The organism is Nonomuraea sp. NPDC004186, from assembly GCF_053603495.1.
In genome coordinates, this window is the sequence record NZ_JBSGFQ010000053.1 from 63,562 (window position 1) to 88,668 (window position 25,107).

Annotated in this window: 20 protein-coding genes; 9 read left to right on the forward strand and 11 right to left on the reverse strand. The window is 70.2% G+C overall.

The window, feature by feature from the left end:
- Positions 1 to 59: 59 nt before the first annotated feature.
- Both ACWEPL_RS35625 and ACWEPL_RS35630 read right to left on the reverse strand, forming a co-directional pair.
- A complete protein-coding gene (locus ACWEPL_RS35625) occupies positions 60 to 980 on the reverse strand; it encodes an amino acid ABC transporter permease (RefSeq protein ID WP_452438811.1) in 921 nt (306 codons plus the stop codon).
- 4 nt (positions 981 to 984) lie between these two features.
- Positions 985 to 1,656 (reverse strand): ABC transporter substrate-binding protein, encoded by a 672-nt coding sequence (locus ACWEPL_RS35630; RefSeq protein WP_452438827.1) that lies wholly within the window; start codon positions 1,654 to 1,656, stop codon positions 985 to 987.
- On the opposite strand from ACWEPL_RS35630, the gene ACWEPL_RS35635 reads away from it, so the two are divergent.
- Both ACWEPL_RS35635 and ACWEPL_RS35640 read left to right on the forward strand, forming a co-directional pair.
- Positions 1,538 to 1,855, forward strand: a complete 318-nt coding sequence (locus ACWEPL_RS35635) for a DAK2 domain-containing protein (RefSeq protein ID WP_452438812.1) — start codon at positions 1,538 to 1,540, stop codon at positions 1,853 to 1,855. The two genes, ACWEPL_RS35630 and ACWEPL_RS35635, sit on opposite strands and share 119 nt — an antisense overlap.
- 22 nt (positions 1,856 to 1,877) lie before the next feature.
- Positions 1,878 to 3,080: a cysteine desulfurase-like protein gene (locus ACWEPL_RS35640; protein ID WP_452438813.1), complete on the forward strand. Its 1,203-nt coding sequence runs from the start codon at positions 1,878 to 1,880 to the stop codon at positions 3,078 to 3,080.
- A gap of 188 nt (positions 3,081 to 3,268) precedes the next feature.
- On the opposite strand, the gene ACWEPL_RS35645 is transcribed toward ACWEPL_RS35640, so the two are convergent.
- The gene (locus tag ACWEPL_RS35645) at positions 3,269 to 4,021 is read right to left on the reverse strand and encodes an SDR family oxidoreductase (protein ID WP_452438814.1); all 753 of its coding nucleotides are present in this window, start codon (positions 4,019 to 4,021) and stop codon (positions 3,269 to 3,271) included.
- Between the two features lie 15 nt (positions 4,022 to 4,036).
- Entirely contained in the window at positions 4,037 to 4,648 is a 612-nt protein-coding gene (locus ACWEPL_RS35650; protein WP_452438815.1) for a carboxymuconolactone decarboxylase family protein, read from the reverse strand.
- A 94-nt stretch (positions 4,649 to 4,742) separates the two neighbouring features.
- Between ACWEPL_RS35650 and ACWEPL_RS35655 the strand changes: the two genes are divergently transcribed.
- The gene (locus ACWEPL_RS35655; protein WP_452438816.1) at positions 4,743 to 5,690 is read left to right on the forward strand and encodes an RNA polymerase sigma-70 factor; all 948 of its coding nucleotides are present in this window, start codon (positions 4,743 to 4,745) and stop codon (positions 5,688 to 5,690) included.
- Positions 5,691 to 5,996: 306 nt separating this feature from the next.
- Here the strand turns inward: ACWEPL_RS35655 and ACWEPL_RS35660 are convergent, their stop codons facing one another.
- Positions 5,997 to 6,407, reverse strand: a complete 411-nt coding sequence (locus ACWEPL_RS35660) for a DUF1801 domain-containing protein (protein ID WP_452438817.1) — start codon at positions 6,405 to 6,407, stop codon at positions 5,997 to 5,999.
- Positions 6,408 to 6,525: 118 nt separating this feature from the next.
- On the opposite strand from ACWEPL_RS35660, the gene ACWEPL_RS35665 reads away from it, so the two are divergent.
- The 4 genes from ACWEPL_RS35665 to ACWEPL_RS35680 all read left to right on the forward strand — a co-directional run bounded on the left by ACWEPL_RS35665 (position 6,526) and on the right by ACWEPL_RS35680 (position 12,351).
- Positions 6,526 to 7,116 (forward strand): NADPH-dependent FMN reductase, encoded by a 591-nt coding sequence (locus ACWEPL_RS35665; RefSeq protein ID WP_363964445.1) that lies wholly within the window; start codon positions 6,526 to 6,528, stop codon positions 7,114 to 7,116.
- A gap of 32 nt (positions 7,117 to 7,148) precedes the next feature.
- The gene (locus ACWEPL_RS35670) at positions 7,149 to 7,715 is read left to right on the forward strand and encodes a dihydrofolate reductase family protein (RefSeq protein WP_363964443.1); all 567 of its coding nucleotides are present in this window, start codon (positions 7,149 to 7,151) and stop codon (positions 7,713 to 7,715) included.
- Between the two features lie 109 nt (positions 7,716 to 7,824).
- Positions 7,825 to 8,964, forward strand: a complete 1,140-nt coding sequence (locus ACWEPL_RS35675) for a serine hydrolase domain-containing protein (RefSeq protein WP_452438818.1) — start codon at positions 7,825 to 7,827, stop codon at positions 8,962 to 8,964.
- A gap of 87 nt (positions 8,965 to 9,051) precedes the next feature.
- Positions 9,052 to 12,351: a BTAD domain-containing putative transcriptional regulator gene (locus tag ACWEPL_RS35680; protein WP_452438819.1), complete on the forward strand. Its 3,300-nt coding sequence runs from the start codon at positions 9,052 to 9,054 to the stop codon at positions 12,349 to 12,351.
- Here the strand turns inward: ACWEPL_RS35680 and ACWEPL_RS35685 are convergent.
- From ACWEPL_RS35685 to ACWEPL_RS35710, 6 genes are all read right to left on the reverse strand, one after another.
- Positions 12,312 to 13,115, reverse strand: a complete 804-nt coding sequence (locus ACWEPL_RS35685) for a carbohydrate ABC transporter permease (RefSeq protein ID WP_452438820.1) — start codon at positions 13,113 to 13,115, stop codon at positions 12,312 to 12,314. The two genes, ACWEPL_RS35680 and ACWEPL_RS35685, sit on opposite strands and share 40 nt — an antisense overlap.
- The gene (locus ACWEPL_RS35690; RefSeq protein ID WP_363964436.1) at positions 13,112 to 14,062 is read right to left on the reverse strand and encodes a carbohydrate ABC transporter permease; all 951 of its coding nucleotides are present in this window, start codon (positions 14,060 to 14,062) and stop codon (positions 13,112 to 13,114) included. Before ACWEPL_RS35690 ends, ACWEPL_RS35685 begins: the two co-directional genes overlap by 4 nt.
- On the reverse strand, positions 14,059 to 15,426 hold the full coding sequence (locus ACWEPL_RS35695; protein WP_452438821.1) for an ABC transporter substrate-binding protein: 1,368 nt from the start codon (positions 15,424 to 15,426) through the stop codon (positions 14,059 to 14,061). The genes ACWEPL_RS35690 and ACWEPL_RS35695 overlap by 4 nt, the downstream gene beginning before the upstream one ends.
- Positions 15,427 to 15,447: 21 nt before the next feature.
- Positions 15,448 to 16,473 (reverse strand): glycoside hydrolase family 99 protein, encoded by a 1,026-nt coding sequence (locus ACWEPL_RS35700; protein ID WP_452438822.1) that lies wholly within the window; start codon positions 16,471 to 16,473, stop codon positions 15,448 to 15,450.
- A 97-nt stretch (positions 16,474 to 16,570) separates the two neighbouring features.
- The gene (locus tag ACWEPL_RS35705; protein WP_452438823.1) at positions 16,571 to 18,235 is read right to left on the reverse strand and encodes a substrate-binding domain-containing protein; all 1,665 of its coding nucleotides are present in this window, start codon (positions 18,233 to 18,235) and stop codon (positions 16,571 to 16,573) included.
- A gap of 103 nt (positions 18,236 to 18,338) precedes the next feature.
- Positions 18,339 to 19,190 (reverse strand): NAD-dependent epimerase/dehydratase family protein, encoded by an 852-nt coding sequence (locus ACWEPL_RS35710; RefSeq protein WP_452438824.1) that lies wholly within the window; start codon positions 19,188 to 19,190, stop codon positions 18,339 to 18,341.
- A 505-nt stretch (positions 19,191 to 19,695) separates the two neighbouring features.
- On the opposite strand from ACWEPL_RS35710, the gene ACWEPL_RS35715 reads away from it, so the two are divergent.
- Complete coding sequence (locus tag ACWEPL_RS35715; protein ID WP_452438825.1) at positions 19,696 to 22,476, forward strand: carbohydrate-binding protein; 2,781 nt, start codon at positions 19,696 to 19,698, stop codon at positions 22,474 to 22,476.
- 6 nt (positions 22,477 to 22,482) lie between these two features.
- The gene (locus ACWEPL_RS35720; RefSeq protein WP_452438826.1) at positions 22,483 to 25,080 is read left to right on the forward strand and encodes a ThuA domain-containing protein; all 2,598 of its coding nucleotides are present in this window, start codon (positions 22,483 to 22,485) and stop codon (positions 25,078 to 25,080) included.
- Positions 25,081 to 25,107 lie beyond the last annotated feature (27 nt).

The window sequence follows — 25,107 nt, forward strand, 5'->3', positions numbered from 1 at the left end:
CTGCGTCGGTCGCATGAGCGACAGACGGCCGTGTTCATTTGGTCGCTCGCTTCGCTCGCTCATGCCTTGGACCTCCTCATCGGGGGCCGCAGGATCGTACGCAGGATCGAGGCGCTCGCCGACCTCGCGCCCGGTGCCGACACGTCGTAGGCCCGCTCCAGGTAGTACTGGCCGACGCTGGTGACGCTGACCACGACCATGTACCAGAAGCCCGCGGCGAACAGCGTCTCCATGACCTGGAGGTTGCGGCTGGAGATGTTCTGCGCGGCGCGCAGCAGCTCCTCGTACGTGATGACCGAGGCGAGCGACGTGGTCTTCAGCATGTTGATGAAGTCGTTGCCGGTCGGCGGGATGATGACCCGCATCGCCTGGGGCAGCACGATCTTCCACATGGTGCGGGCCGGCGACATGCCGAGCGCGCCGGCCGCCTCGACCTGGCCGTGGTCCACGCTCTTGATGCCGCCGCGGATGATCTCCGCCATGTAGGCGGACTCGTTCAGGGCCAGGCCGAGCAGCGCCGCCATGAACGGCGTCATCAGATCGTTGGTGGTGGTGCTGTAGAGCGCGCCACCGAACGGGCTGGGAATCGTGATCCGGTCCACGACCATCGACAGGTTGTACCAGATGAGGATCTGCAGCAGCACCGGCACGCCGCGGAACAGCCAGATGTAGACCCAGGCCGCCTTGTTCGCCACCGGGTTGGCCGAGATGCGCAACACGGCCACGATCACGCCCAGCACGACCGCGATGACCTGGGAGATCACCGCGAGCAGCACCGTCTTCCAGACCGCCTGGAGCATGTTCGGCGAGACGATGTAGTTCGCGACGTCCGGCCAGATGATCTTCGCCTGGGCCATGGCGTAGACGATCCCGGCGACCAGGGCGACGATCAGGACTCCCGCCACCCAGCGCAGCGGGTGGCTGCGTTTGCGCATCACCGGGCCGGCGAGGTCGGGGCGGGCGGTGGTTGGTGTGGACATGGGGTTACTTCCCGCCGTTGACGACCGTCTTCGCGATCGCCCCGTTCGAAACGTTCCAGGCCTTGAGAATCTTGCCGTACGTGCCGTCGTCGATCAGCTCCTGCAGTGCGTCGCGGACCGCGTCACGCAGCTCTGAGGTGTCCTTGTGGAGGCCGATGCCGTACGGCGTGGCGAGGATCGGCTTGCCGGGAACGGCCTCGAAGTCCTGGCCCTTGCCGGAGTTGGTGGTCGCGTAGCTCACGTACGGGAGGTCGTTGACCTCGGTGTCGTTGCGTCCCGACTTCAGGTCGTTGAGCCGCTGCTGGTCCAGATTGCTGGTGACGATCTGGATCGCGGGCTTGCCCTTGGCCTGGCACATCGACGGGCCGACCTTCTCCATCCACTCCTCCTGCGAGGAGCCGGGGGCGGTGCTGGCCTTCTTGCCGCACAGATCCTCGGGGCTCTTGATCCCTGACGGGTTGCCCTTCTTGACCATCAGCGTGATGCCGGAGTTGAAGTAGTCGACGAAGTCGATCTTCTGCTGCCGGGTCGCGTTGTCGTTCATCGACGAGATGGTCATGCTGACCCGCTTGCTCTGCAGGCTGGTGATCAGCGTGTCGAACGGCAGGTTCTGGATCTGGGTCTCCAGGCCCAGCTTCTTGTTGATCGCGGTGATCAGGTCGATCTCGAAGCCGATCGAGGCCGGCGACGCCGGGCTGCACGAGCTGCTGGCCGCGGCCGCGCGCGCCGCCACCGCCGGAGCCGAGGCGACCGCCGCGATCCGTGCCCGCCGGGGCCGGGCCAGCTACGTCGGCGAGCGCGCCGTCGGCGTGGTCGATCCGGGCGCGCGGACCGTGGCCTACTTCTTCCAGGCCGGCGCCGACACCACCCGCTGATCCCCCTAGGAATGAACCGATCATGACCTACTCCCTTCAGGCCCTTCGCGCGCACTTCCCCGCCCTGGCGCAGGGGGCGGCGCACTTCGACGGCCCCGGCGGCTCGCAGACACCCACCGCCGTCGCCGACGCCGTACACCGCACGCTCACCGCCGCCATCGCCAACCGCGGCCTGGTCACCGAGGCCGAGAGGTTCGCCGATGAGGTGACGCTCGCCGCCCGGGCGGCGATGGCCGACTTCGTCGGCGGCGACCCGCGCGGCATCGTGTTCGGACGCAGCATGACCCAGCTGACCTTCGACTTCGCGCGCACCCTGGCCACGACCTGGCGGCCGGGCGACGAGGTCGTCGTGTCGCGGCTGGACCACGACTCCAACATCCGGCCGTGGGTGATCGCCGCCGGGGCGGCGGGCGCCACGGTGCGCTGGATCGACTTCGACCCCAAGTCGGGAGAGGTCACCCTCGACGCGGTCGAGGCGGTGCTGTCGGAACGCACGCGGCTGGTCGCGATCACCGCCGCTTCCAACCTGATCGGCACCCGCCCGCCGATCGCCGAGATCTCCCGGCTGGCGCACGCCCGCGGCGCTCTGTTCTACGTCGACGGCGTGCACTACAGCGCGCACGTCCCGGTCGACCTGGCCGCGCTCGGCGCCGACTTCTTCGCCTGCTCGCCGTACAAGTTCCTCGGCCCGCACCTCGGCGTGGTGGCCGCCGCGCCCGAGACGCTGGAGTCGCTGCGGCCGGACAAGCTGCTCCCGGCCACCGACGTGGTGCCGGAGCGCTTCGAGCTCGGCACGCTGCCGTACGAACTGCTCGCCGGGACGACCGCCGCCGTCGACTTCCTCGCCGGCATCCTGCCCGGCACCGGTTCCCGGCGTGAGCGGCTGCTCGCGTCCATGGCCGCCGTCGAGAAGAACGAGGACGGTCTGCGCGAGGGCCTGGAGACGGAGCTGGACGGCCTGCCTCAGGTGATCTCGCACTCGCTCGCCGCCAGCCGTACCCCCACGCTGCTGCTCACCTTCGACGGACACCCGGCCACCGCCGTACGCGACTTCCTCGCCGACCGGAAGATCAACACGACGGTCAGCAACTACTACGCGATCGAAGCGTCGCGCTGGATGGGCCTCGGCGACGAGGGCGGGCTGCGCGTCGGTCTGGCTCCCTACAACGACCAGAACGACATCGACCGCCTCACCACCGCGCTACGCGACTTCTTCTCCCGCTGAGCACCGGCCGACCGGCCGGGCTCGGGCCGGAGTTGCGATGCGGGCCCCACCACCTCCGAGCCGGAGTAAGCCCTTTTCTGTGGATGTCGTCCGAAGAGGCAGCCACTGGATCTCCGAGGGTGAGGCTCGGGGAGCCCTTGTTCTCGAGGCCCCGGGTGGTGGAGTTCCGGGAACAAGGGCAGGCCGGCTCAGGGCTGGGTGTTGAGCCACTCCTGGAAGGTGGGTCCGGCGAGCTTGGCATGCGAGCTGGGCAGGAAGGCGCCGTTGGCGGCGATCTCGGCATCGGGCATGCCGGAGCCGTCGACGCCGACGACCTTGATGCCCCGGCGGGCGCCGAGAAGTTGGGCCGCCTCGGCCATGGTCTCCTTGCGAGGTCCGGCGATCTCGGGGATCGGTGTTCCTGGGGCGGCGGGGGCGGTGGCCAGGTCGACCAGTTCCTCGGCCACGGTGCGGCAGGCGACGAGCTGGGTGGGCAGGGCCGGGATGTAGGCGACGTCGCTCTGCTGCCAGTCCAGGAGCTGGCCGACGAACTCGTGGAACTGCGCGGCCCGCAGGATGCGGACGGGGATCGGGCCGGACAGGAGGAGTTCCTCGTGCGCTTTCTTGGCGGCGAGGAAACCGGCGGTGGCCTTGTCGGCGCCGATGATGGACGCCATGGTGATCTGGGCGACCCCCGCCTTCTGGCCGGCCTCGTGCAGATTGCGGGCCGACGTACGGAAGAACTCCGTCGCCGCCTCCTGGTCGGAGGAGTGCCACGAGGCGACGTCGATGATGGCCTCGGCCCCGGTGAGGGCCTCGGCGAGGCCCTCACCGGTGATGACGTCCACACCGGTGGCGCGGGACATCGGCACGACCCGGCGTCCCCTCTCGGTCAGGACGTCGACGACGTGGCGGCCCAGCCGCCCGGTCGCTCCCGCCACCGCGAACGTGGTGATGCTCATGCTGTCGTGCCTTTCTTACGCGCTGTAGTTCTGGCCGGGGGGCATGCCGGGGATCGGCTTGGCGATGAGAGCGGCGGGGGTGAAGAAGCCGATGTGGGCGATCGCCATGATGAGCGACCACATCGCCTTGTCGTCGTAGTGCGCGGACGCCCTGGCGTACAGCTCGTCGGGGACGCGCTCCCCGGACGGGTTCGGGGTGAGGACCGCCTCCACGAGCTCCAGCGCGACCCGTTCGGCGTCGGTGAAGTAGGTGGCATCCCGCCAGGTGGCCACGGCGGTGATGCGCTCCTCCGATTCCCCCAACCGGCGGAGGTTGCCGGTCTCCCGGATGGTGAAGTACGTGCTGCCGAGGATCTGCCCGGCGCGCAGCTGCAGCAGGCCGATGGTGGCCGGGGGAATCGCGCCGTTCTGCAGGGCTTTGTGCAGACCTGTGCCGACCTCCGCCATCTCGGGGAGGAAGGGGAGGGGGTTGGGCATGCGCGACCGCTGGTCGGTCGTCGTGGGCGTGGACATGGGGAAGACTTCCCTTCTCACTCTCAACTCGTCGTAGTGCCGTACGGATCGTTCGCGCGGCGTCCTGACGACCACGAGACGTCGGCGCCCCGATCCCTGTAACAGCTCGGCCATGTGACATAGGCCACCTACGTGGGTGTTACAAAGCGGTGGGGACCGGCGTCTTGTGCGTGTGGCAGTGCGGAGAACGAACGAGCAGGAGCCGGGCATGACCGAGCGCAGCGAACGAAGTGCGGACCCAGCCGAGCCGCTCGATCGTGCCGACCACGTCGGCTCTGCGGACTCCGCCACCGAGGCGTTCGTCGCCCACCGCAACCTGCTGTTCACCGTCGCCTACGAGATGCTCGGCTCGGCCGCCGACGCCGAAGACGTCCTGCAGGAGACCTGGCTGCGATGGGTGGGCGTCGACCTCGGCACCGTGCGGGAGGAGCGCGCCTACCTGGTGCGGATCGTCACCCGGCAGGCGCTGGACCGGCTACGCGCGCTCGCCCGGCGCAAGGAGTCCTACGTCGGGCCGTGGCTGCCCGAGCCCTTGCTCACCGCGCCTGATGTGGCCGAGGACGTCGAGCTCGCCGAGAGCGTCTCGATGGCGATGCTGCTGGTGCTGGAGATGCTTCAGCCGACCGAACGGGCGGTGTTCGTACTGCGCGAGGTGTTCGATCTGGACTATGACGAGATCGCCGAAGCCGTCGGCAAGAGCCCGAACGCGGTCCGCCAGATCGCCTACCGGGCGCGGGCACGCGTCGCCGCCCGCCGCCCCCGCGGCATCGCCTCCTCGGCCGAGACCCAAGCCGCGCTCCAAGCCTTCCAGCGAGCGGTCGAAACCGGCGAGCTGCAGAGCCTGCTCGACGTCCTCGCGCCGGACGTCGTCGCCCTGAGCGACGGCGGTGGAATCAAACATGCCCTGCCGCGGCCCGTCGTGGGGATCGACAACGTGGCCCGCTTGCTGGCCGTCGGCTGGTGGAAGCGCGACGCGGAACGGTCGGTCGAGCTGGTTCAGATCAATGGCGGCCCCGGGCTGCTCGTACGGGTCGACGGGGAGATCGACGGAGTGGTGGCGGTGCGCATGGAGAACGGCTACGTCACCGGCGCCTACCACGTGCGTAATCCCGAGAAGTTGTCGCGTGTGGAGCGGGAGACCGCCGTGACCCGCTGAGCTTCGCGAGACCGGCAGCGCCGGCGAAGAAGCCGCCATGCTGGGCGATGAGGAAGATGAACGGGAAGCATCCGACGCCACCGCGCACCGTCGAGCACGCGGCAACGTGAAGTTCTCGCCGATTCGTCGCGGATGACGTTGAGCGTCAGACGCCCGACGGCGCGCCCGGCCGGATCGCCCATGGCCCTGAACCGCCAGGTCCCGCCGTCGAAGCCGGGCGCGAGGGGGCCGGGGGTGTCCTCCTGGACGCTGCCATCGAGCCCCAGGTTGACCAGCTCCACTCCGCCCGGGCGCCGAGCCCGAGGACTATTCCTGATCGAGCGCGACCGCCTGCCGGATGTAGCCACGCAATGCGTCATGGTTGAGGGCGTCCGGGCTCTTGAGCTTGACGTGCCTGGTGGTCTTCCCCACACCCTCCAGCAGGCCGTGGTCGTCGTCGAACTCCGCGCCTCGAGCGAACGCGAACGTGATGTGCGTCTTGCTGTGACTGATGATCGCGAGGATGGTGCGACCCTTCCACGCGGGGGACCCGCGGCTGATCACCTCCGATGCGTCCGGCGCACCCTCGGCCATGAGCTCTCGCAGGATACGGACGATGGTCTGGTGCTGTGGCGGCAGCTTGGTCCGAACGAACTCATCTACGTCGGCACTGGACATGGCACGGCCCTTCTCGGCTACGGGTGCTTCGATGCGCCGCCCATGATGCGAGGTGGTCATTACGGTTTGTTTACGCTCACCGCGGCATCCCGGTCCGCTGGAGGGCGAAAGAGCGTAAACAGACCGAAGGCGCCTTCGCGCAGGGTTGAGCACGACACGAACCCGAGGGAGGCCCGAGATGCCGGACACCACACCACTGCGGCTGGTGATCATCATCGGCAGCATCCGCCGCGGGCGGTTCGGCCCGACCGCGGCTTCCTGGTTCGTCGCCCAGGCCCGCAAGCGCCGGGAACTGAACATCGATCTCGTCGACCTGGCCACGGCAGGTCTGCCCGACACCCTCACCGACCAGGACGAGCTCGTCCCGGAGCCGGTACGGGCCCTTGCTCCCAGGCTGGCCGCCGCCGACGCGTTCGTGGTGGTCACACCGGAGTACAACCGGAGTTTCCCCGCTCCGCTCAAGACCGCCATCGACTGGTTCTACGAGGAGTGGCAGGCCAAGCCCGTCGCCTTCGTCTCCTACGGGAGGGAATCGGGCGGCCTGCACGCCGTGGCCCAGTTGCGTGAGGTGTTCGGCGAACTGCACGCCGTCGCCATCCGCACCCTGGTCAGTCTGCCCTGCTACTGGGAGTTGTTCGCCGCCGACGGCAGCTGGCCCAAACCCACCGCGACGTGCAACAACACGGTCAAGACGACGCTGGACGAGCTGACTTGGTGGGCGTACGCGCTGCGCGAGGCGCGTGCCGTGCGCCCCTACACCTACCGATGATCGCAACCCCGTTACGGCCCCAGGAGCATGCCATGCGCAAAGTGATCGTTTCGGTCTTCGCGACGATGGACGGCGTCCAGCAGGACCCGCACGAGTGGTCCCTCGAGTACGCGACCGCGGAATATGAGGCCTACGCCCGCGACCAGTTGTTCGCCGCGGACGCCCTGCTGATGGGACGGGTCACCTACCAGGGCTTCGCTGAGTCCTGGCCGTCGATGAGCGAGGACGGGCCCGCGTCCGACGATTTCACCCACCGGATCAACACCATGCCGAAGTACGTCGTGTCGACCACACTCGACGACGTCAGCTGGACCAACTCGGCCCTGCTCAAGGGCGATGTCGTCGAGGCGGTGCGCGAGCTCAGGCGGCAACCCGGCAGGGACATCCTGATGTTCGGTTGCGGCGGGCTGGCCCGGACGCTGACTCGGCACGACCTCGTCGACGAGATCCGGGTCTGGATTCATCCCGTCGTCCTGGGGCGCGGAGAGAGCCTGTTCACCGGCTGGAGCGAGACACGGTTCCGCCTGACCGGCACGAAGACGTTCGCATCGGGAGTCGTCGTCCTGGCCCACGAGCCGGTAGCCGCTGCCGAGAAGTAGGAGCCGCTGACGCTGGAGCAGCAGTGGCTTGAGCCCCGCCCACAGCCCGTCGCTGACCTCCCACGGCTTCAGCGACAGATCAAAGCGCAACGAAAGAGGAAACATCACCATGACCGACATTCAGCAGCAGACGCAGGACACCATCGACCAGCTGGTCGAGTCCGGCGTCGAACGGGGCTTGCAGGTCGCCGTCTACCACTGCGGAGAGCTGGTGATCGACGCCGTCGCCGGCCAGGCCGACCCGGTGACCGGCCGGCCGGTCACGCAGGACACGCCGTTCCACGTCACCTCGACCGGCAAGGGGGTGACCTCCACCGTCGTGCACGTGCTCGTGGAACAGGGCCTTGTCACCTACGACACCCCGATCGCGGAGCTTTGGCCGGAGTTCGGCGCGCATGGCAAAGAGCGTGCCACCCTGCGCCACGTGCTCAACCACTCAGTCGGCGTGCCCGGCCTCCCACGGGACACGACACCTGAGGATCTGACCGACTGGGACAGGATGTGCGCGGCGATCGCCGACGCGACACCGTGGTGGGAACCCGGCACCAGGACGGGGTACCACCCGCAGTCGTTCGGCTACATCGCCGGCGAGATCGTGCGCCGGGCCACCGGCCGGCCGATCTCCCAGGTGCTCCGCGATGAGGTGGCCGGGCCTCTGGGCGTGGCGGACGAGCTGTTCTTCGGCGTACCCGCCTCCGAGCTCGGCCGGCAGGCCCGCCTGGAGGAGCCGGCGGGCGGCGTGGAGCTGACTCCCGACATGATCGCCGCCATGGCCGGGCAGGTGCCGTTCTTCAGAGTCGTGAACGGTTGGACGGCGGCGCCCCCGGCGGCCCTGCCGAGCGCGGCCTTCTGCAACCGCGAGGACGTGCTCGCCGCCGACATCCCCGCGGGCGGCGTCATGACCGCCCGAGCCGTGGCACGCATGTACGCCGCCCTGATGGACGAGGTCGGCGGCGTGCGGCTCATCTCCCCCGAGCGTCTCCGAGAGGTCACCACGGTGACGATCAGCGGGGTCGACGAGGTCACCGGGGCCCCGGCCGCCCGGGGGCTGGGGTACGACATCGGCTTCCCCGGACCGCTCGACAGCCTCACCCTGTTCGGCATGGCCGGAAGCGGGGGGACCGCGGCGTACGCCGACACCGCTACCGGCATGGTCATCGCCGTGGCCAAGAACCGCGTGAGCGCCGGCGACTACAGTACGTTCCACCACATCGGCACGCTCGTCGCCAAGGCCCTCGGCCCGCGCTGACCGGCATGCGGCCCCGCACCGCCCGCCCAGGGCCGCAGGGTACGGCAGCCGGCGAAATTGTCGCCGGCCCGCGTTATGGTGACGGTCATGCGCTTCGGGGTGCTGGGGCCGCTCGCGGTGTGGCGGGACGACGGCGGCGCCGTCGCGGTGCCGGGTCTGAAGGTCCGGGCCCTGCTGGCGGCCCTGCTGACGCACCACGGGCGGCCGGTGCCCGCCGACCTGCTCATCGATCACCTGTGGGGCGACGATCCGCCGGGCAACGCGCCGGGCGCGTTGTCGGCGAAGGCCTCCTACCTACGCCGGGCCTTGGAGGAGGCCGAGCCGGGTGGGCGGGCGCTCGTCGTGTCCCCACCGCCGGGTTATCTGCTCCGCGTCGACGCCGACGCGGTGGACGCCCACCGGTTCGAGAGCCTCACCGCCGAGGCCCGCGAGACGGCCGACCCGCGGGCCAAGGCCGACCTGCTGTCCGGCGCGCTGGCCCTCTGGCGGGGCCCGGCCTACATCGACTTCGCCGACGAGGCGTTCGCACGCACCACGATCGCGCGCCTGGAGGAGCAGCGTCTCACCGCCATGGAGGACCTGGCCGAGGCCCGGCTCACGCTCGGCATGCACGCCGCGGTCGCGGGCGAGCTCGGCGAGTTGCTGGCCCGCCACCCGCTGCGGGAGCGGCCTCGCGCCCTGCACATGCTCGCCCTCTACCGGGCCGGGCGACAGGGCGAGGCCCTGAGCAGCTACGAGGAGTCGCGGGCCCATCTTGCCGAGGAGCTCGGCGTGGACCCAGGTCCCGCCCTGGCCGGGCTGCACCGTTCGATCCTGGCTCATGACCCAGGGCTCCACGCGCCGCTCGGCCCCGCGCCGGCGACCAACCTGCCCAATGCCATCACCGACCTGATCGGCCGCGACGACGCGGTCGCCGAGGTGCGCGCGCTGCTGCGACAACACCGGCTGGTGACGCTCACCGGTTCGGGTGGGGTGGGCAAGACCCGGCTCTCGATCGACGTCGCCGCCCCGATGGCCGAGACGATGGCCGACGGCGCGTGGCTCGTCGAGCTGGGCGCGTTGCGGCCCGGCCTGCCTGATGCGATGGGGTCGCTCGCCGACCTGGTGATGGCGGTCCTGGACATCCACGACGGCGGCGCCGGACCGCAGGAAGCTCCCGCCGACCGGCTCGCCCGAGCCCTGCGCGCCAGGCGGCTGCTGCTGGTGCTGGACAACTGCGAGCACGTGATCGAGCCGGTCGCGGAGCTCGCCGGCCTCCTGCTGCGCGCCGTGCCCGGACTGCGTGTCCTGGCGACCAGCCGGGAGCCGCTCGGCCTGGCGGGTGAGGTGGTCTGGCCCGTGCCGGCGCTGGAGGTGCCCGGCCCCGGCGACGACACCGACCCGGCGACGTTGGGGCGGTTCAGCGCCGTGCGGCTGTTCGTGGCGCGTACGGCCGCCGCAGCGCACGGGTTCGCCCTCGCCCCGGACAACGCGGAGGCCGTCGCGGTGCTGTGCCGCAGGCTGGACGGCATCCCCCTGGCATTGGAGCTGGCCGCCACCCGTGTGCGCACGCTGGGGATGCACGGCCTGCTTGCCAGGCTCGACGATCGGTTCCGGCTGCTGACGACGGGACACCGAGGTGCTCCGCCACGACAGCAGACACTCATGGCGATGATCGACTGGAGCTGGCAGTTGCTCACCGAGGCCGAGCGCACGGTGCTGCGCCGCCTGGCCGTCCACGCCGACGGGTGCACCATGGAGGCCGCCCAGGCGGTCTGCGCGGACGACGGCGTGCGCCCCGACGAGGTGCTCGACATCCTGGCGCGACTGGTGGACCGGTCGCTCGTGGTCGTGTCCGACCGCCGCCACGACGATCCCCGCTACCGGCTCCTGGAGTCGGTGGCCGTCTACTGCACCGAACGCATGCACGAGGCCGGCGAGCTCCAGCAGATCAGGCGGCGCCACCGCACCCACTACACCCAGCTGGCCGAGCTGGCCGAACCCCATCTCTACGGCCCCGATCAGCGGCGCTGGCTGCAGCGGCTGGACGCCGAGGCAGCCAACCTGCACGACGCGCTCGACGACGCGGCCCGGCAGGGCGAGGCCGACCTCGCGCTGCGCCTGGCCAACGCGCTGGCCTGGTACTGGTTCCTGCGCGGCCGCCTGGCAGAAGCAGGGCGGTCGTTCCAGGCGGCGCTGGACGCCCGGGGTGAGGCGCCCCGGGCCGCCCGGGCCAGGGCCATGGCCTGGCACACCGGCATGTCGTTCCTGCGGGGTGAGATCGCCGGCTGGCCGGCCCGGCACGAGGCGGTGTTGAATGCCTTCGAAGGGGTGGCGGACGAGCCGGGGCAGGCCAGGGCCGAGTGGTTCCTCGCGTTCGCCGAGGTCGACCTCGGCGATGTGGCTGCCACCGGGGAGTTGATCGACCGGGCTCTGACCACGTTCCGCGCCGTCGACGATCAGTGGGGAGTGGCGGCCGCGCTCAGCCTGCGGGCCAAACACGCGCACGTGAAAAGCGACTCCGCCGCGCTCGAGCGTGACGGCGCGCGGAGCGCGGCGCTGTTCCGCCGGCTCGGTGACCGGTGGGGGCTGCTGCAGGCCACCGAGTGGCTCGGCGCCCACGCCGTTCTGATCGGCGACTACGAGCGGGCGACCCGCCTGCACCGAGACGGGCTGCGCATGGCCGGAGAGCTCGGGCTCTGGCCCGAGTTCTCCGGGCGCCTGTCCTGGCTGGGCTGGATCGCCATGGAATGTGGCGACTATCCGTCGGCGCGTGAGCACTGCGAGCGGGGGCTTCGGCTCGCCACGGAGCAGGGCTCCCCCCTCGGCGCCGTGTTCGCGGAGATGGGGCTCGCCTTCTCCGCTCGCCGGGAGGGCGACCTGGACGCGGCCGAGGCCCACTTGCTGCACCTGATGGACGCCGCCCGGCACCACACCGGACCAGGACGTCCTCTGTATGCGCCGAGCGTCCTTGTCGAACTCGGCTATGTCGAGGAGCTGCGCGGCAACACCGCAGGCGCCATGGCTCGGCACATGGAAGCGTTCGCCATCGCACGAGACCTGAGCGCGGGAGCGGACATCGCACAGGCGCTGTCCGGCCTCGCGGGCGCCTGCGCACTCGACGGCCATCCCCACGAGGCCGCCCAACTGCTCGGAGCAGCCGCCGCGGCCCGCGAGTCGATCCCGAAGGCGGTCACGCCTGCCCAACAGGGCGACCTGGACAGGATCGCCTTCGCGGCCCGTGCCGCACTCGGCGAGGAGGCGTACACCGCCGCGTTCGCGCACGGCCGCATGCTCCGCCCCGACGAGGCCCGCGCCCTCCTTGATCGACCCGGACGATTCGTGACAGCTTCGCCACCCCCTGGGGGTCAGCCCTTGATCGCCCCTACCAGCCCGTTGACGAAGTAGCGCTGCAGAAGCAGGAAGAGCGCGATCACCGGGAGCACCGTGATCAGGGAGGCGGCCATGACCTCGTTGTAGCGCGGCACCTCGCTGGAGATGAGCGACTCCAGCCCCAGCGGCAGCGTGAACCGCGACCGGTCCGAGAGTGACACCCGCGTCAGCACGTATTCGTTCCACGTCGGCACCGCCGTCAGCACGGCAACGGTGATGTGCGCCGGCTTGGCGAGCGGCAGATACACCGACCAGAAGATCCGCGCCTCTCCCGCGCCGTCCGACCTGGCGGCCTCGCGCAGCTCGCGTGGGATGGAACCGTAGCTGCTGGTCAGCAGCAGCACCGTCAGCGGCGCGGTGCCGTTGACGAAGGGGAGCACCAGCCCCAGGTGGGTGCCCAGCAGGCCGAGGTTCTTCTCCAGGATCACCACCGGCAGCAGCACCGTGATGCCGGGCACGAACAGGAGCGCCACGAAGAACCAGTACAGGAAGCGGCGGCCGGGGAAATCCAGGACGGCGAAGGCGTAGGAGGCCAGGCTGTAGACCACCAGCACGCCGATCACGGTCATCGCCGTGACCTGGAGGCTGTTGAGGAAGTAGTCCAGGAAGTGCAGCCGGCCCCACGTGGCGATGAGGGTGTCCAGCGTGGGCTCGCGCGGCAGCAGGTTGTGTTCGAGGACCTCGCCGCGGGTCTTGAAGGCGCCCGACACCATCCACAGGAACGGATACATGCTGATCAGCGCATAGACGATCAGCCCGGCACAGGCGAAACGCTTCACTGGGCCCTCCGGAGCAGGCGCGCGTTGGCCAGGGTCAGCAGGACGGCTCCCGCGAACAGCAGCCAGCCCAGCGCGCTCGCGTGGCCGAGCGAGGGCGCCAGGCCCTTCATGAAGGCCAGCCGGTACGCCATCAGCCCCAGCACGTCGGTGTGCCCGCCCGGCCCGCCGTTGGTCGCGATCAGGAAGATCTGGAAACCGTGCAGCGTGTCGCGGACGCCCAGCAGCACGATGGCCATGGTGATGGGCCTCAGCAGCGGCCAGATGACGCGCCGCAGCACGTGCCAGGAGCCGGCGCCGTCGATCTGAGCCGCCTCGACGAGGCTGCGGTCGATGGCCTGCAGCCCGCTGAGGTAGAGCAGCGTGGCCACCGGCACGCTCGACCACACCAGGATGACGATCAACGTCGGCAGGGCGGTGTCCGGGTTGCCGAGGAAGCCCTGCGGCTGCCGCAGGCTGCCCAGGCCCAGCGAGCCGAGCAGCAGGTTGAGCGCGCCGTCGGGCTCCAGTACGTAACGCCAGGCGAAGTAGACGGCGATACCGCTGGTCACGTACGGCAGGAAGTAGACGGAGCGGAGAACGCCGCGCAGGCGGGTGATGGAGTTCAGCATCACCGCGAGCGGGAGGGAGACGGCCACGGTCAGCAGCGGCACGGCGACCATGACCTGCGCCGTGTTCCCCGCGGCCCGGCGCAGGTCCCCGGTGAGCGACGGGTCCGCGTACAGAAGGTCGGCGTAGTTCCCCAGCCCGGCCCAGCGCCACTCGGGGGTGAAGCCGTTCCATTTGGCGAAGCTCAGCAGGAACCCGCTGACGATCGTGTAGGCGCCCATCAGCAGGAACAACGCGACAGCGGGCGCTACGAAGGCCCATCCGATCAGCCGGCGCCGCCACCGCGCGGGGGGCTGCTCGCGCAGCCGCCGCGCGGGGAGCTCGACGGAGGTCGTGCTCACTTGGTGGACTTCCACATCGACGCCATGATCTTGTCCAGCTCAGTGCCCGCCTGCTGTGGGCCGACCTCCCCCAGCGGCGTCAGCCGTACGGTCAGGTCACCCGGCTTGACCTGGTCCCAGTCGGAGGGGAAGAAGCTGTCGTCGGCCGCCTCGTAGCTGCTTTCCGGCGGCCCGGTGAAGTACTTCTGGAGCGCGGCCAGGTCCTTGCCGAGCAGCGACTCCGCCTGCGTGCCCAGGTCCGTGGAGGGCAGGTCGAGAGACTCCTTGGCCACCATGCCCGCACCCTCGGGCGAGGTCACCCAGTCGATCCACTTGACGGCGGCCTCGCGGTTGCGCGTCGTGGCCGTCACGCCGAGCCCGGTCAGCGCCAGCGGCGCCATCGAGATCTGCTTGTGCGTGCCCTCGGCCGACGCCGGGATGGGGAAGGCGAGCACCTTGTCGGGGCTCATCCCGTTCTGCGCGAGGAAGGCCAGCGTGAACGTGCCGCCCACGTCGAAGGCCGACTTGCCTTGCGCGAAGGCGATGTCGGCCTCGTCGATGCCGAGCGTCGTGGCGCCGGGCATCCAGTACGGCGTCAGCCTGGCATACGTCTCCAGCGTCCTGACGCCGTCCGGCGAGGCGAAGCCCTGTGTGGTGCCCTTGCCGAACAGCGCCTGGAAACGCTCCTTGCCGAGGTAGGCGAAGGCCAGCGGCTGATAGATCCAGTTGAAGCCGGTCTGGGAGATCTTCAGCCCCAGCGACAGTCCGCCCTGGCTCTTACCGGTCGTGGCCTCCAGCGCCTTCAGGAACTCCTCCCACGACTTCGGCGGGGTGTCCGGATCGAGCCCGGCCGCCCGGAGCTTGTCCTTGTTGGCGTAGACGATGCCGAAGGCGCCCGCCGTGAACGGCACGGAGAAGCGCTGACCGGCCTTGCCGTTCTTGATGGGCGAGTCGGCGGCCACCGAGTCGATCTTCTTCTGCGTCAGCACGCCGCTCTCACGCGTGGAGGGCAGCAGGCGCTGCTTCCACCCGTCGGTGACATCGGCCGCCAGGTCCTGCAGCAAGCCCGACGAGCCCATCTCGAAGTCCTCGCCGGACGCATGCACCTCCAGCACGTCCGGCAGGCCGTTGGTCTGCGCGGCGCTCTGGACCTTGCTGACGAACACGTCGTCGGGGGTCACCGCCTCGACCGTGACGCTGATGCCCGTCTTGGCCTTGAACTGCGCCGCCGCCTTGTTCAACGCGTCGGCGTGCGACTTCTTGAACGTCCACATCCGCAGCGACTGCCCGGCTTGCCCCTGCCCGCCGCCGCCGCTCGAGCAGGCGGCGAGTCCCATCACGAGCGCCACGGCCAGACCGAGCGCGCGCTTGCCCACCGTTGTCATCGGTCTTCCCTTCCCGTACGGCTAGCGCACGCTCTCGAACTTCTCGACCCAGTACCGCGTGCGGTCCAGGTAGGCCGTCTCGGCGGCCCTGCCCTGCTTGCCGTAGGCGCCCTGGAAGGTCTGGTAGCCGTGACCGGGCGGCGGGGTGCGGTCGGCGGGCTCGATGACCGAGCCCTCGTGCCACTCGTTGAAGGAGGTGACCGACACCCAGGTCGGCGAGCCACCGATGGCCGGGTCCAGGGCGTTGGTCCACTGCCGGTCATAAGCGGCGCCGTTGTCGCGGGCGACCGTCGGCGTGGTGTTGCCGGGTACGGCGCGGTCGTCGACGTAGCCGGGGGCCACCGAGGGCGCCCAGATCAGCCCGTGCGCCTTGGCGTACTCGCCGGCCTGCTTCCAGCCGGGTGCGGTGGCCCCCGCGATGCCGTCGTAGGTGTACATGCCGTCGAAGTGCGCGATCTTGGTGGTGTCGGTGGTCTGAGCGAGGATGATGTCGTCCTGGTCGACCTCGTCCAGCGCGGACCAGTCGGCGACCTGAAGGCTCCAGAACACGTAGAAGACGTTGTCGAAGGCCGGGTGCGAGCCGTACTGCCGGTGCAGGTAGCGGATGTCCTCGACGGTGGAGGCGGCCGTGCGGCCCTCGTACGGCTCCAGGTGCCAGGCGACCTTGACGCCCCGCCTGGCCGCGGCGTCCATGACGCGTCGGGCCAGGCCGTCCTCGTAACTGCCCTGGCCCCACCAGCTGTAGACGATCACTCCGGCGCCGGTCCGCGCGATCCACTTCATGTGCTGGGCCAGGACCCGGGAGTCGCCGGAGTCATAGGCGCCCAGGGCGGGGTAGAGGTCGGCGCCGACATCCTCCGGCGGGGTGTGGCCGCCCTGCTGCCAGTGACGCCACTCGCCGCTTCCGGCGGGCGTGCCGTACCAGGGGTAGTAGAACAGGTGCACGTTGCTCGACAGGTTCGCTGCGGCGGCCGGCGCCACCTGCGGCGACCAGGCCAGGGCCGCCAGGATGAGGACAAGGGCGAGATTCCGACGTTTTGCGATCACGGCGTCCTTTCGGGGGGAGAAGGATGCTCCAGGCGCGCGCAAATCGTTAAGATCTCTCGAAATCTACACGTAACGATTGCGGTGTCAAGAGTTCGCCTCAGGCGGATTGACGCCGTACGAGGCGCGCGGGCACGACCAGCTCGGTGGACGGCTCGTCGATGGCCTCGCGCAGCCGTTCCAGCAGCCGCACGGCCGTGGCCTGGCCTATCTCGCGGGCCGGGTTGGCCATGGTGGTCAGGCCGGGTGAGACCATGCCGGCGGCGTCGATGTCGTCGAAGCCCATCACGGCCAGGTCTTCGGGGACGCGCAGGCCCCGTCGAGCCGCCTCGTCCAGGGCCCCGATCGCCATGACGTCGTTCGCGCACAGGAGGGCGTCGGGCGGCTCGGCCAGCTCCAGCAGCCGCGCCACGCCCTCGGCGCCGCCCGCGCGGCTGAAGTGGGTGTGGGCCACGAGGGCCTGGTCGGCCGGCGCGCCGGCCTCGGCGAGGGCCGCGCGGTAACCGGCCACGCGCTCGGCCGCCGGGCCTTCGGCGGCCGGGCCGCACACGAAGGCGATCCTGCGGTAGCCACAGCCGAGCAGGTAGCGGGTGGCCTCGGCCCCGCCCCCCTCGTCGTCGCTGTGCACCAGGTCCACTCCGTGCTGGACGAGCCTGCCGCCCAGCCGGACCACCGGGATGCCGGCCTCGATGACCGGCAGCAGGTCCTCGGCGTGGGTGTGGAACACGGCGAAGGCCAGCCCGTCGACCTGGCGGGCGATCATGTGCTCGATCGCGGCCTGCTCGGTGCGCCGGACGCCGTCGGTGTTGCTGATGATCTGGTCGTAGCCCTCCGGGCCGAGGACGTCCTGAAGGCCGCGGGCCAGCGCCGGGTAGAAGGGGTTGGTGATGTCGGGAATGATCAGCCCGATGGTCTGGCTGCGGCTGGTGCGCAGTCCTCTGGCCAGGACGTTGGGCCGGTAACCGAGCTCCTCGATGGCTTGGAGCACGCGCTGCCGCGTCTCCTCCGCCACCGGGCGGCGGCGGTTGAGCGTGTGGGACACGGTCGTCGCGCTCACCCCCGCCAGCTCGGCGACCCGCCGGATGCTCGGCCGCTCACCTCGGAGCGCGCGCGAGTGCTCCTCGGGGACCGGCGGAGCGGGGTGTGCCGCCGGGGCCCGATGGTGCAGGAGGCCCTCGAACGCGCCGCCCAGGACCGCGTACGTCTCCTCCAGCATGCGCACGCCGCGCGCGACGGCCTCGGCGGGTGGCACCCGTTCGGCCGCCTCCAGCAGGATCGACTCCCACACCTGCCGCAGGGGCCCGAGCGCGGCGACGGCCAGGATCCGCGGCCTGAGGTCGCCGCCCGCCTCTTCCACCAGGGCCTCAGCCAGCGCGCGCTCGCGCGCCGCGAACAGCTCCCGGCCGTAGGCGCGCAGCGTCTCGCTGTCGCGGTGGATCCGGCCGAACAGCGCCAGGTCACCGGCCGGCTCGGCACGCAGCAGCCGGCTCAGCGCGACCAGCACCCGCCCGCCGGGCGGGCGCTGCCGCACGACCTCGGCGGGGTCGCCGGCCAGCAGCGGCTCGTGCTCGAAGAACAGCTGCTCCTTGGTGGGGAAGTGGTTGAACACGGTCTTGGCCGACACGTCGGCGGCCTCCGCGACCTCGTTGACCGTGACCGCGTCGAACCCCCGCAGGGCGAACAGGCGCAGCGCCGCCTCCGCCATGGCGCGCCGGGTCTCGGCCTTCTTCCGCTCACGGCGGCCCTGCGGCTGCTGGATCAGCATGCGGTGATATTACATCGGCATAATCCTTTCAGTCGCTGAACGTTTACGCCAGAGCGCATCCAGCCCTCCGTCGAGCCGGCCCGGGTCTCCTCCATCGAGCTCGTCACGGCAGCACGTGCCTCGCGGTGAAGCCCAGCACCCGCTCGGCGGCGCGCAGGTCGACCGGAACGGCGCGGCCGGGCAGCGGCGCCCGCCGCTCGCTGCCGGGGTGGAACGCGGCCAGCAGTTCCTCGGTCGGCTCGGACATCAGCGTGTCGGGCGCGGCGACGGCGAGCACGTGGTGGCCCTCGATCGGGCGCGTGACCGCCAGCCAGGCCGCCCGCGCGGCGTCCCGGACGTCCAGGTAGCACCACAACTCCCTGGCTCCGGCGGCCCGGTCGGCGGCCCACTCCTCCGCCGTGCGCCGGAGCTTGTCCTCCGGCCCGCCCAGCCGGGGGAAGCGCAGCGCGACGGTCGTCATCCCATGCCGGCGGCTCATCATGGCCGCCGTGAGCTCGTCCGTCTGCTTGGACAGCCCGTACGGGTCCTCGACCTGCAACGGGATGTCCTCGTCGACGGGCACGTAGGCCGGGTGCAGCACTCGGTCCGCCCAGGCCAGCCCCAGGGCCGACATGCTGCTGGCGATGGCGGCACGCCGCACGCCCGCCCGACCGGCCTCCTCCAGCACCACGAACGTGGCCCTGGTGTTACCGCAGAACACCTCCTCCGGCGTGCCCAGCACGGGCGCGGGGAGCGCGGCGAGGTGGATCACGGCGTCCACGTCGTCCAGCGCCTTCCGCACGATCTCCGGATCGCCCGCGCTGCCCACCACCATGCGATCGAGCGGCAGGCCGCCGGGACCGCGCAGGTCCAGGCCCGTCACCGCCACCTGATGGCGCGCGAGGAGATCGAGGGTGGCCCGGCCGACGTGTCCTGCCGCCCCCGTCACCAGCACCCGCCGTGGAAAGTCGGTCATGTACTCCCCAACGTGCAAACCGATTTGTGAGACGCAGCATGACGGACGAGGCCAGGAGCGTCAAGGTGGGTATAGCGACTGTAAGTTTCGCGTCAAGGAAGCGGATTCCGCCCGCCTGGCCCGAGGACAGCACCCAGTGCGGCGACTCCGAAGTCGGCGGTAAGGAGGCCCGCCGCAACTCTCCGTTCGGCGGCCAGGCGGACGTGGGGACGATTTAATGCCACGGAGCCGACCGGCGCAAGACGGTGGAGCGCTCCAGGCTCAAAGTTGCGGATAACTGTTGATTTTTTACGGGTCTTCATCGCAATCAACCATTCATTGACGGAAATGACAGCTCCTTGACAGGCACATTACGGCGAGGTAAGCATCTCTATTAAGCCCACTTGTCGGAAAATCTCACTGCCAAAACGTCAAGCGCAACCTGGGGCAGCACCCCCAGCCCTACCAGCAAAGCGCGGTCGGCGCGCGCCTTGCCTGACGTCCCCCCGGTCAGGAAAGGAAGCCCATGTCTGCGTGGTCGAGGCTGCTCGTCGCGGCGTCGCTGGTGCTCACCAGCGCGGCGGCGATGGACATCCCTCCCGGCGACTATCAGCAGGTCCAGCTGGCCCTCGGGCCGGCCGAGCTAGGCGAGGCCATGTCGCTCGCGGTCCTGCCCGACAGGTCGGTCCTGCACACCGCCCGCGACGGCACGGTCCGCCACACCGATGCCTCCGGCGCCACCAAGGTGGCGGGCAAGCTCGATGTCTACACCCACGACGAGGAGGGGTTACAGGGCATCGCCGTCGATCCCGGCTTCGCCACCAACCGCCTCGTCTACCTGTACTACTCCCCCAAGCTGAGCACTCCCGCCGGGGACGCCCCCGTGACCGGCACCGAGGCCGACTTCGCGCCCTGGAAGGGCCACCTCAACCTGTCGCGCTTCACCCTCAAGGCCGACAACACCCTCGACCTGGCCGGCGAGAAGGTCGTGCTCGAGGTGCCCAACGACCGAGGCCAGTGCTGCCACGTCGGCGGCGACATCGACTTCGACGGCGCCGGCAACCTCTACCTCACCACCGGCGACGACACCAACCCCTTCGAGTCCAGCGGCTACTCCCCGCTCGACGAGCGCACCGACCGCAACCCGCAGTTCGACGCGCAGCGCTCCTCGGGCAACACCAACGACCTGCGCGGCAAGCTGCTGCGCATCAAGCCGCAGCCGGACGGGACCTACACCATCCCGGCGGGCAACCTCTTCCCGCCCGGCACCGCCAGGACCCGGCCCGAGATCTACGCCATGGGGTTCCGCAACCCCTTCCGCATGTCGGTGGACAAGCCGACGGGCACGGTCTACCTGGGCGACTACGGCCCGGACGCGGGCGCCGCCGACTCCAACCGGGGCCCCGGCGGCCAGGTGGAGTTCGACCGCATCACCGCCCCGGGCAATTACGGCTGGCCGTACTGCACCGGGACGAACACCACCGCCGAGACCTACAACGAGTACACCTTCCCCAGCGGCCCGGCCGGCGCCAGGTACAACTGCGCGGGCGGGCCCGCGAACAACTCCTTCCGCAACACCGGGCTCGCCACGCTGCCGGCGGCCAGTCCGAGCTGGATCAAGTACGGCGACGCCGGCGCGCCGCCCGAGTTCGGCGGCGGCTCCGAGTCGCCCATGGGCGGCGACGTCTACCGCTACGACGCGAGCTCGACCTCGACGGTCAAGTTCCCGCAGTCCCTCGACGGCCGCTACTTCGCCATGGAGTTCGGCCGCCAGTGGATCAAGGCGATCGAGGTCAAGAGCGACGGCACACCCGGCGTGATCGAGGACTTCCCCTGGGACGGCACGCAGATCATCGACTCGGAGTTCGGCCCGGACGGCGCCCTGTACGTGCTGGACTACGGCACCGGCGGCGGCAACCAGGCGCTGTACCGGATCGAGTACCTCGCCGGCGCCAACCGCAACCCCGTCGCCAAGGCCGCGGCCGACAAGACCTCCGGGCAGGCGCCGCTGACCGTGGCCTTCTCCTCGGCCGGCAGTTCCGACCCCGAGGGCGGCGCGCTCACCTATTCGTGGAACTTCGGCGACGGCGCCACCTCCACGCAGGCCAATCCGACCCACGCCTACAGCGCCAACGGCACCTTCCGGCCGACCCTGACCGTACGTGACCCGCAGGGCCTGAGCGGGACCGCCAGCCTGGTGATCACGGTCGGCAACACCGCGCCCACCGTGACGTTGACCACCCCGGTCGACGGCCAGCTCTTCTCCTACGGCCAGGCCGTGCCCTTCAAGGTCACCGTCACCGACCCCGAGGACGGCACCGTGGACTGCGCCGGCGTCAAGGTGACGTACCTGGTGGGCCACGACAGCCACACCCATGCGATCACCTCCAGGAACGGCTGCGAGGGATCGATCACCATCCCGGCGGACGGCGAGCACGACGCGGCGGCCAACCTCTACGGCGTCTTCGACGCCGAGTACACCGACAAGGGCGGGCTGACCGGCCACGGCCTCCGCACGCTGCAGCCGGTGCACCGGCAGGCCGAGCACTTCGGCGCCCAGCAGGGCATCCAGGTCGCCAACCACGGCGGGGCCGAGGGCGGCGCGACCGTCGGCTTCACCGACAACGGCGACTGGATCTCCTTCGAGCCCTACCTGCTGGCCGGGGCCACCAGGGTGACCGCCCGGGTCTCCTCCGGCGGCCCCGGCGGCACGGTCGAGGTGCGGGCGGGCTCCTCGACCGGGACGCTGCTGGGCACCCTCACCGTGTCCAACACCGGAGGCTGGGACTCCTTCACCGACGTCTCCGCCGCTCTGAGCAACGCCCCCAGCGGCACGACAAAGCTGTTCCTGGTCTTCAAGGGCGTGTCGGGGCAGGGCAACCTGTTCGATGTGGACGCCTTCACCTTCACCACCGGAGCGCCGCCCGGCACCACGGTCGAGGGCGAGTCGTACACCTCCGGCTCCGGGGTGCAGATCGCCGGCCACACGCCGGCCAGCGGCGGCCAGACACTCGGCTACATCGAGAACGGCGACTGGGCAGGCTACTCCGGCGTCACCACCACAGGCGCCAAGACCTTCTCCGCCCGCGTCTCCTCCGCCGGAGCAGGCGGCACCATCCAGATCCGCTCGGGATCGGCCACCGGCACCCTGCTCGGCTCGGTCACCGTACCCACCACCGGAGGCTGGGAGACCTTCCAGAACGTCTCCACCACCCTGACCGGCACCGCCACCGGACCACTCTTCCTGGCCTTCACCGGCGGCAGCGGCTTCCTCTTCGACATCGACACCTTCACGATCACCAGGTAGGCGGCGATGATTCACAAACTCCTCGGCCTCGTACTCGTCGCGGCGAGCCTCACCGCCGCCCCCTCGGACCCGGCCTACCAGGTGCTGGTCTTCTCCAAGACCGCCGGCTTCCGCCATGACGCGATCCCGGCGGGCATCCAGGCCATCCGCGATCTCGGCGGCGGCAACAACTTCACCGTGACCGCCACCGAGGACGGCGGAGCCTTCACCGGCGCCAACCTCGCGGGTTACAAGGCCGTCGTCTTCCTCAACACCACCGGCGACGTGCTCAACGACACCCAGCAGGCCGCCTTCCAGTCCTACGTCGACTCCGGCGGCGGATACGTGGGCGTGCACGCCGCCGCCGACACCGAGTACGACTGGCCGTACTACGAGAAGCTGGCCGGCGCCTACTTCAAGAGCCACCCCGCCATCCAGCAGGCCACCGTACGCACCGAGAACCGCGCGCACCCGGCGACCGCCCACCTCGGCCCCACCTGGACGCGTACCGACGAGTGGTACAACTACCGCACCAACCCGCGCTCCTCCGTACGCGTGCTGCAGAACCTCAACGAGAGCACCTACAGCGGCGGCGACATGGGCGACCACCCCATCACGTGGTGCCACCCGCAGGGCCAGGGGCGCGCCTTCTACACCGGGCTCGGCCACACCATGGAGTCGTACGCCGATCCCGCCTTCCGTAACGTGCTCCTCGGCGGCATCCGGTACGCGGCCGGGGTCGCCAAGGCCGACTGCCGGCCGGAGACCGGCTACACCACGCTGTACGACGGCTCCACCAGCGGCTGGTCCCAGGCCGGCCCGGGCAGCTTCGCCAACGCCGACGCCACCCTGACCTCGCAGGGCGGGATGGGGCTGCTGTGGCACAGCGCCAAGGAGTTCGGCTCGTACTCGCTGAAGCTGGACTGGAAGCTGACCGGCGACGGCAACTCCGGGATCTTCGTCGGTTTCCCCGCCTCGTCCGATCCGCAGTCGGCCATCGACAACGGCTACGAGGTGCAGATCGACGCCACCGACACCCCGGACCGCACGACCGGGGCGATCTACGGCTTCAAGGCCGCCGACCAGGCCGCCCGCGACGCCGCGCTGAACCCGCCCGGCGAGTGGAACACCTACGAGCTGCTGGTGGAGGGCGAGCGGCTGCAGGTCCTCCTGAACGGCGTGAAGATCAACGACTTCACCAACACCGACCCGCGGCGCTCGCTGCTCCAGGGGTACGTCGGCATCCAGAACCACAGCGCCTCTGACCAGGTGGCCTTCCGCAACATCCGGATCAAGGAGCTGGGCGGGAGCGGCGTCACGGTCGAGGGCGAGTCGTACACCTCCGGCTCCGGGGTGCAGATCGCGAACCACACCCCTGCCAGCGGCGGCCAGACCCTCGGCTACATCGAGAACGGCGACTGGGCAGGCTACTCCGGCGTCACCACCACAGGCGCCAAGACCTTCTCCGCCCGCGTCTCCTCCGCCGGGGCAGGCGGCACCATCCAGATCCGCTCAGGATCGGCCACCGGCACCCTGCTCGGCTCGGTCACCGTACCCACCACCGGAGGCTGGGAGACCTTCCAGAACGTCTCCACCACCCTGACCGGCACCGCCACCGGACCACTCTTCCTGGCCTTCACCGGCGGCAGCGGCTTCCTCTTCGACGTCGACACCTTCACCCTGACGAGCTCGACGAACGGCGGCACGGCGCTGTCGGACAAGGTGCACATCTTCTACTACCCCTGGTACGGCTCGCCGCAGGTCAGCGGCAGCTGGCGGCACTGGCCGCAGGGCGGGCACACCCCGCCCGACGACGTCGGCGCGGACCTGTACCCCGCTTTGAGCGCCTACGACTCCGGCGACTTCGCCGGCGCGGTGCCCCAGCACATGAAGTGGATCAAACAGGCCGGCGTCGGTGTGCTGGTGCTCAGCTGGTGGGGCCGCGGCAGCTATGAGGACAACCTCGCCAGAGGCGTCATGGACGCCGCGGCGAAGGAAGGGCTCAAGGTGGCCTGGCACCTGGAGCCCTACTCCGGCCGCACCGCCGCCTCCACCGTGGAGGACATCCGCTACATCAACCAGACCTACGGCTCGCATCCGGCCTTCCGCAACGCCTTCTACGTCTTCGAGAGCCTGCGCATCACCGACTGGTCGGCCCTGAGCCAGGTCAACCAGAGCAACGTCATCCTCGCCCAGACCACCGACACCACGAAGATCGCGAACTTCAACGGCATGTACACCTACGACGCGATCGCCGGCGCCACGGCGCCCGGCTGGCAGCAGGCCGCGGACTACGCACGCCAGCGCGGGCTGGTGTGGGCTCCGTCGGTGGGCCCTGGCTACATCGACGACCGCGCGGTGCCCGGCAACACCACGCCCACCCTCTCCAGGGACAACGGAGCCACCTACGACAAGGAGTGGTCCAACGCCCTCCAGACCAACCCCACCTGGGTGTCGATCACGTCCTTCAACGAGTGGCACGAGGGCAGCGTGATCGAGCCGGCGGTCGTGCGGACGGGGTACCAGAGCTTCGAGGGCGCCTACGGGCGCACCGGCGCCTCGGCTCAGACCGCCTATCTGGACCGCACGGCCTACTGGGTCAACCTGTTCGCGAACGCCGGCTGACGACCGGACCCCGCCCGCCGACCGGCC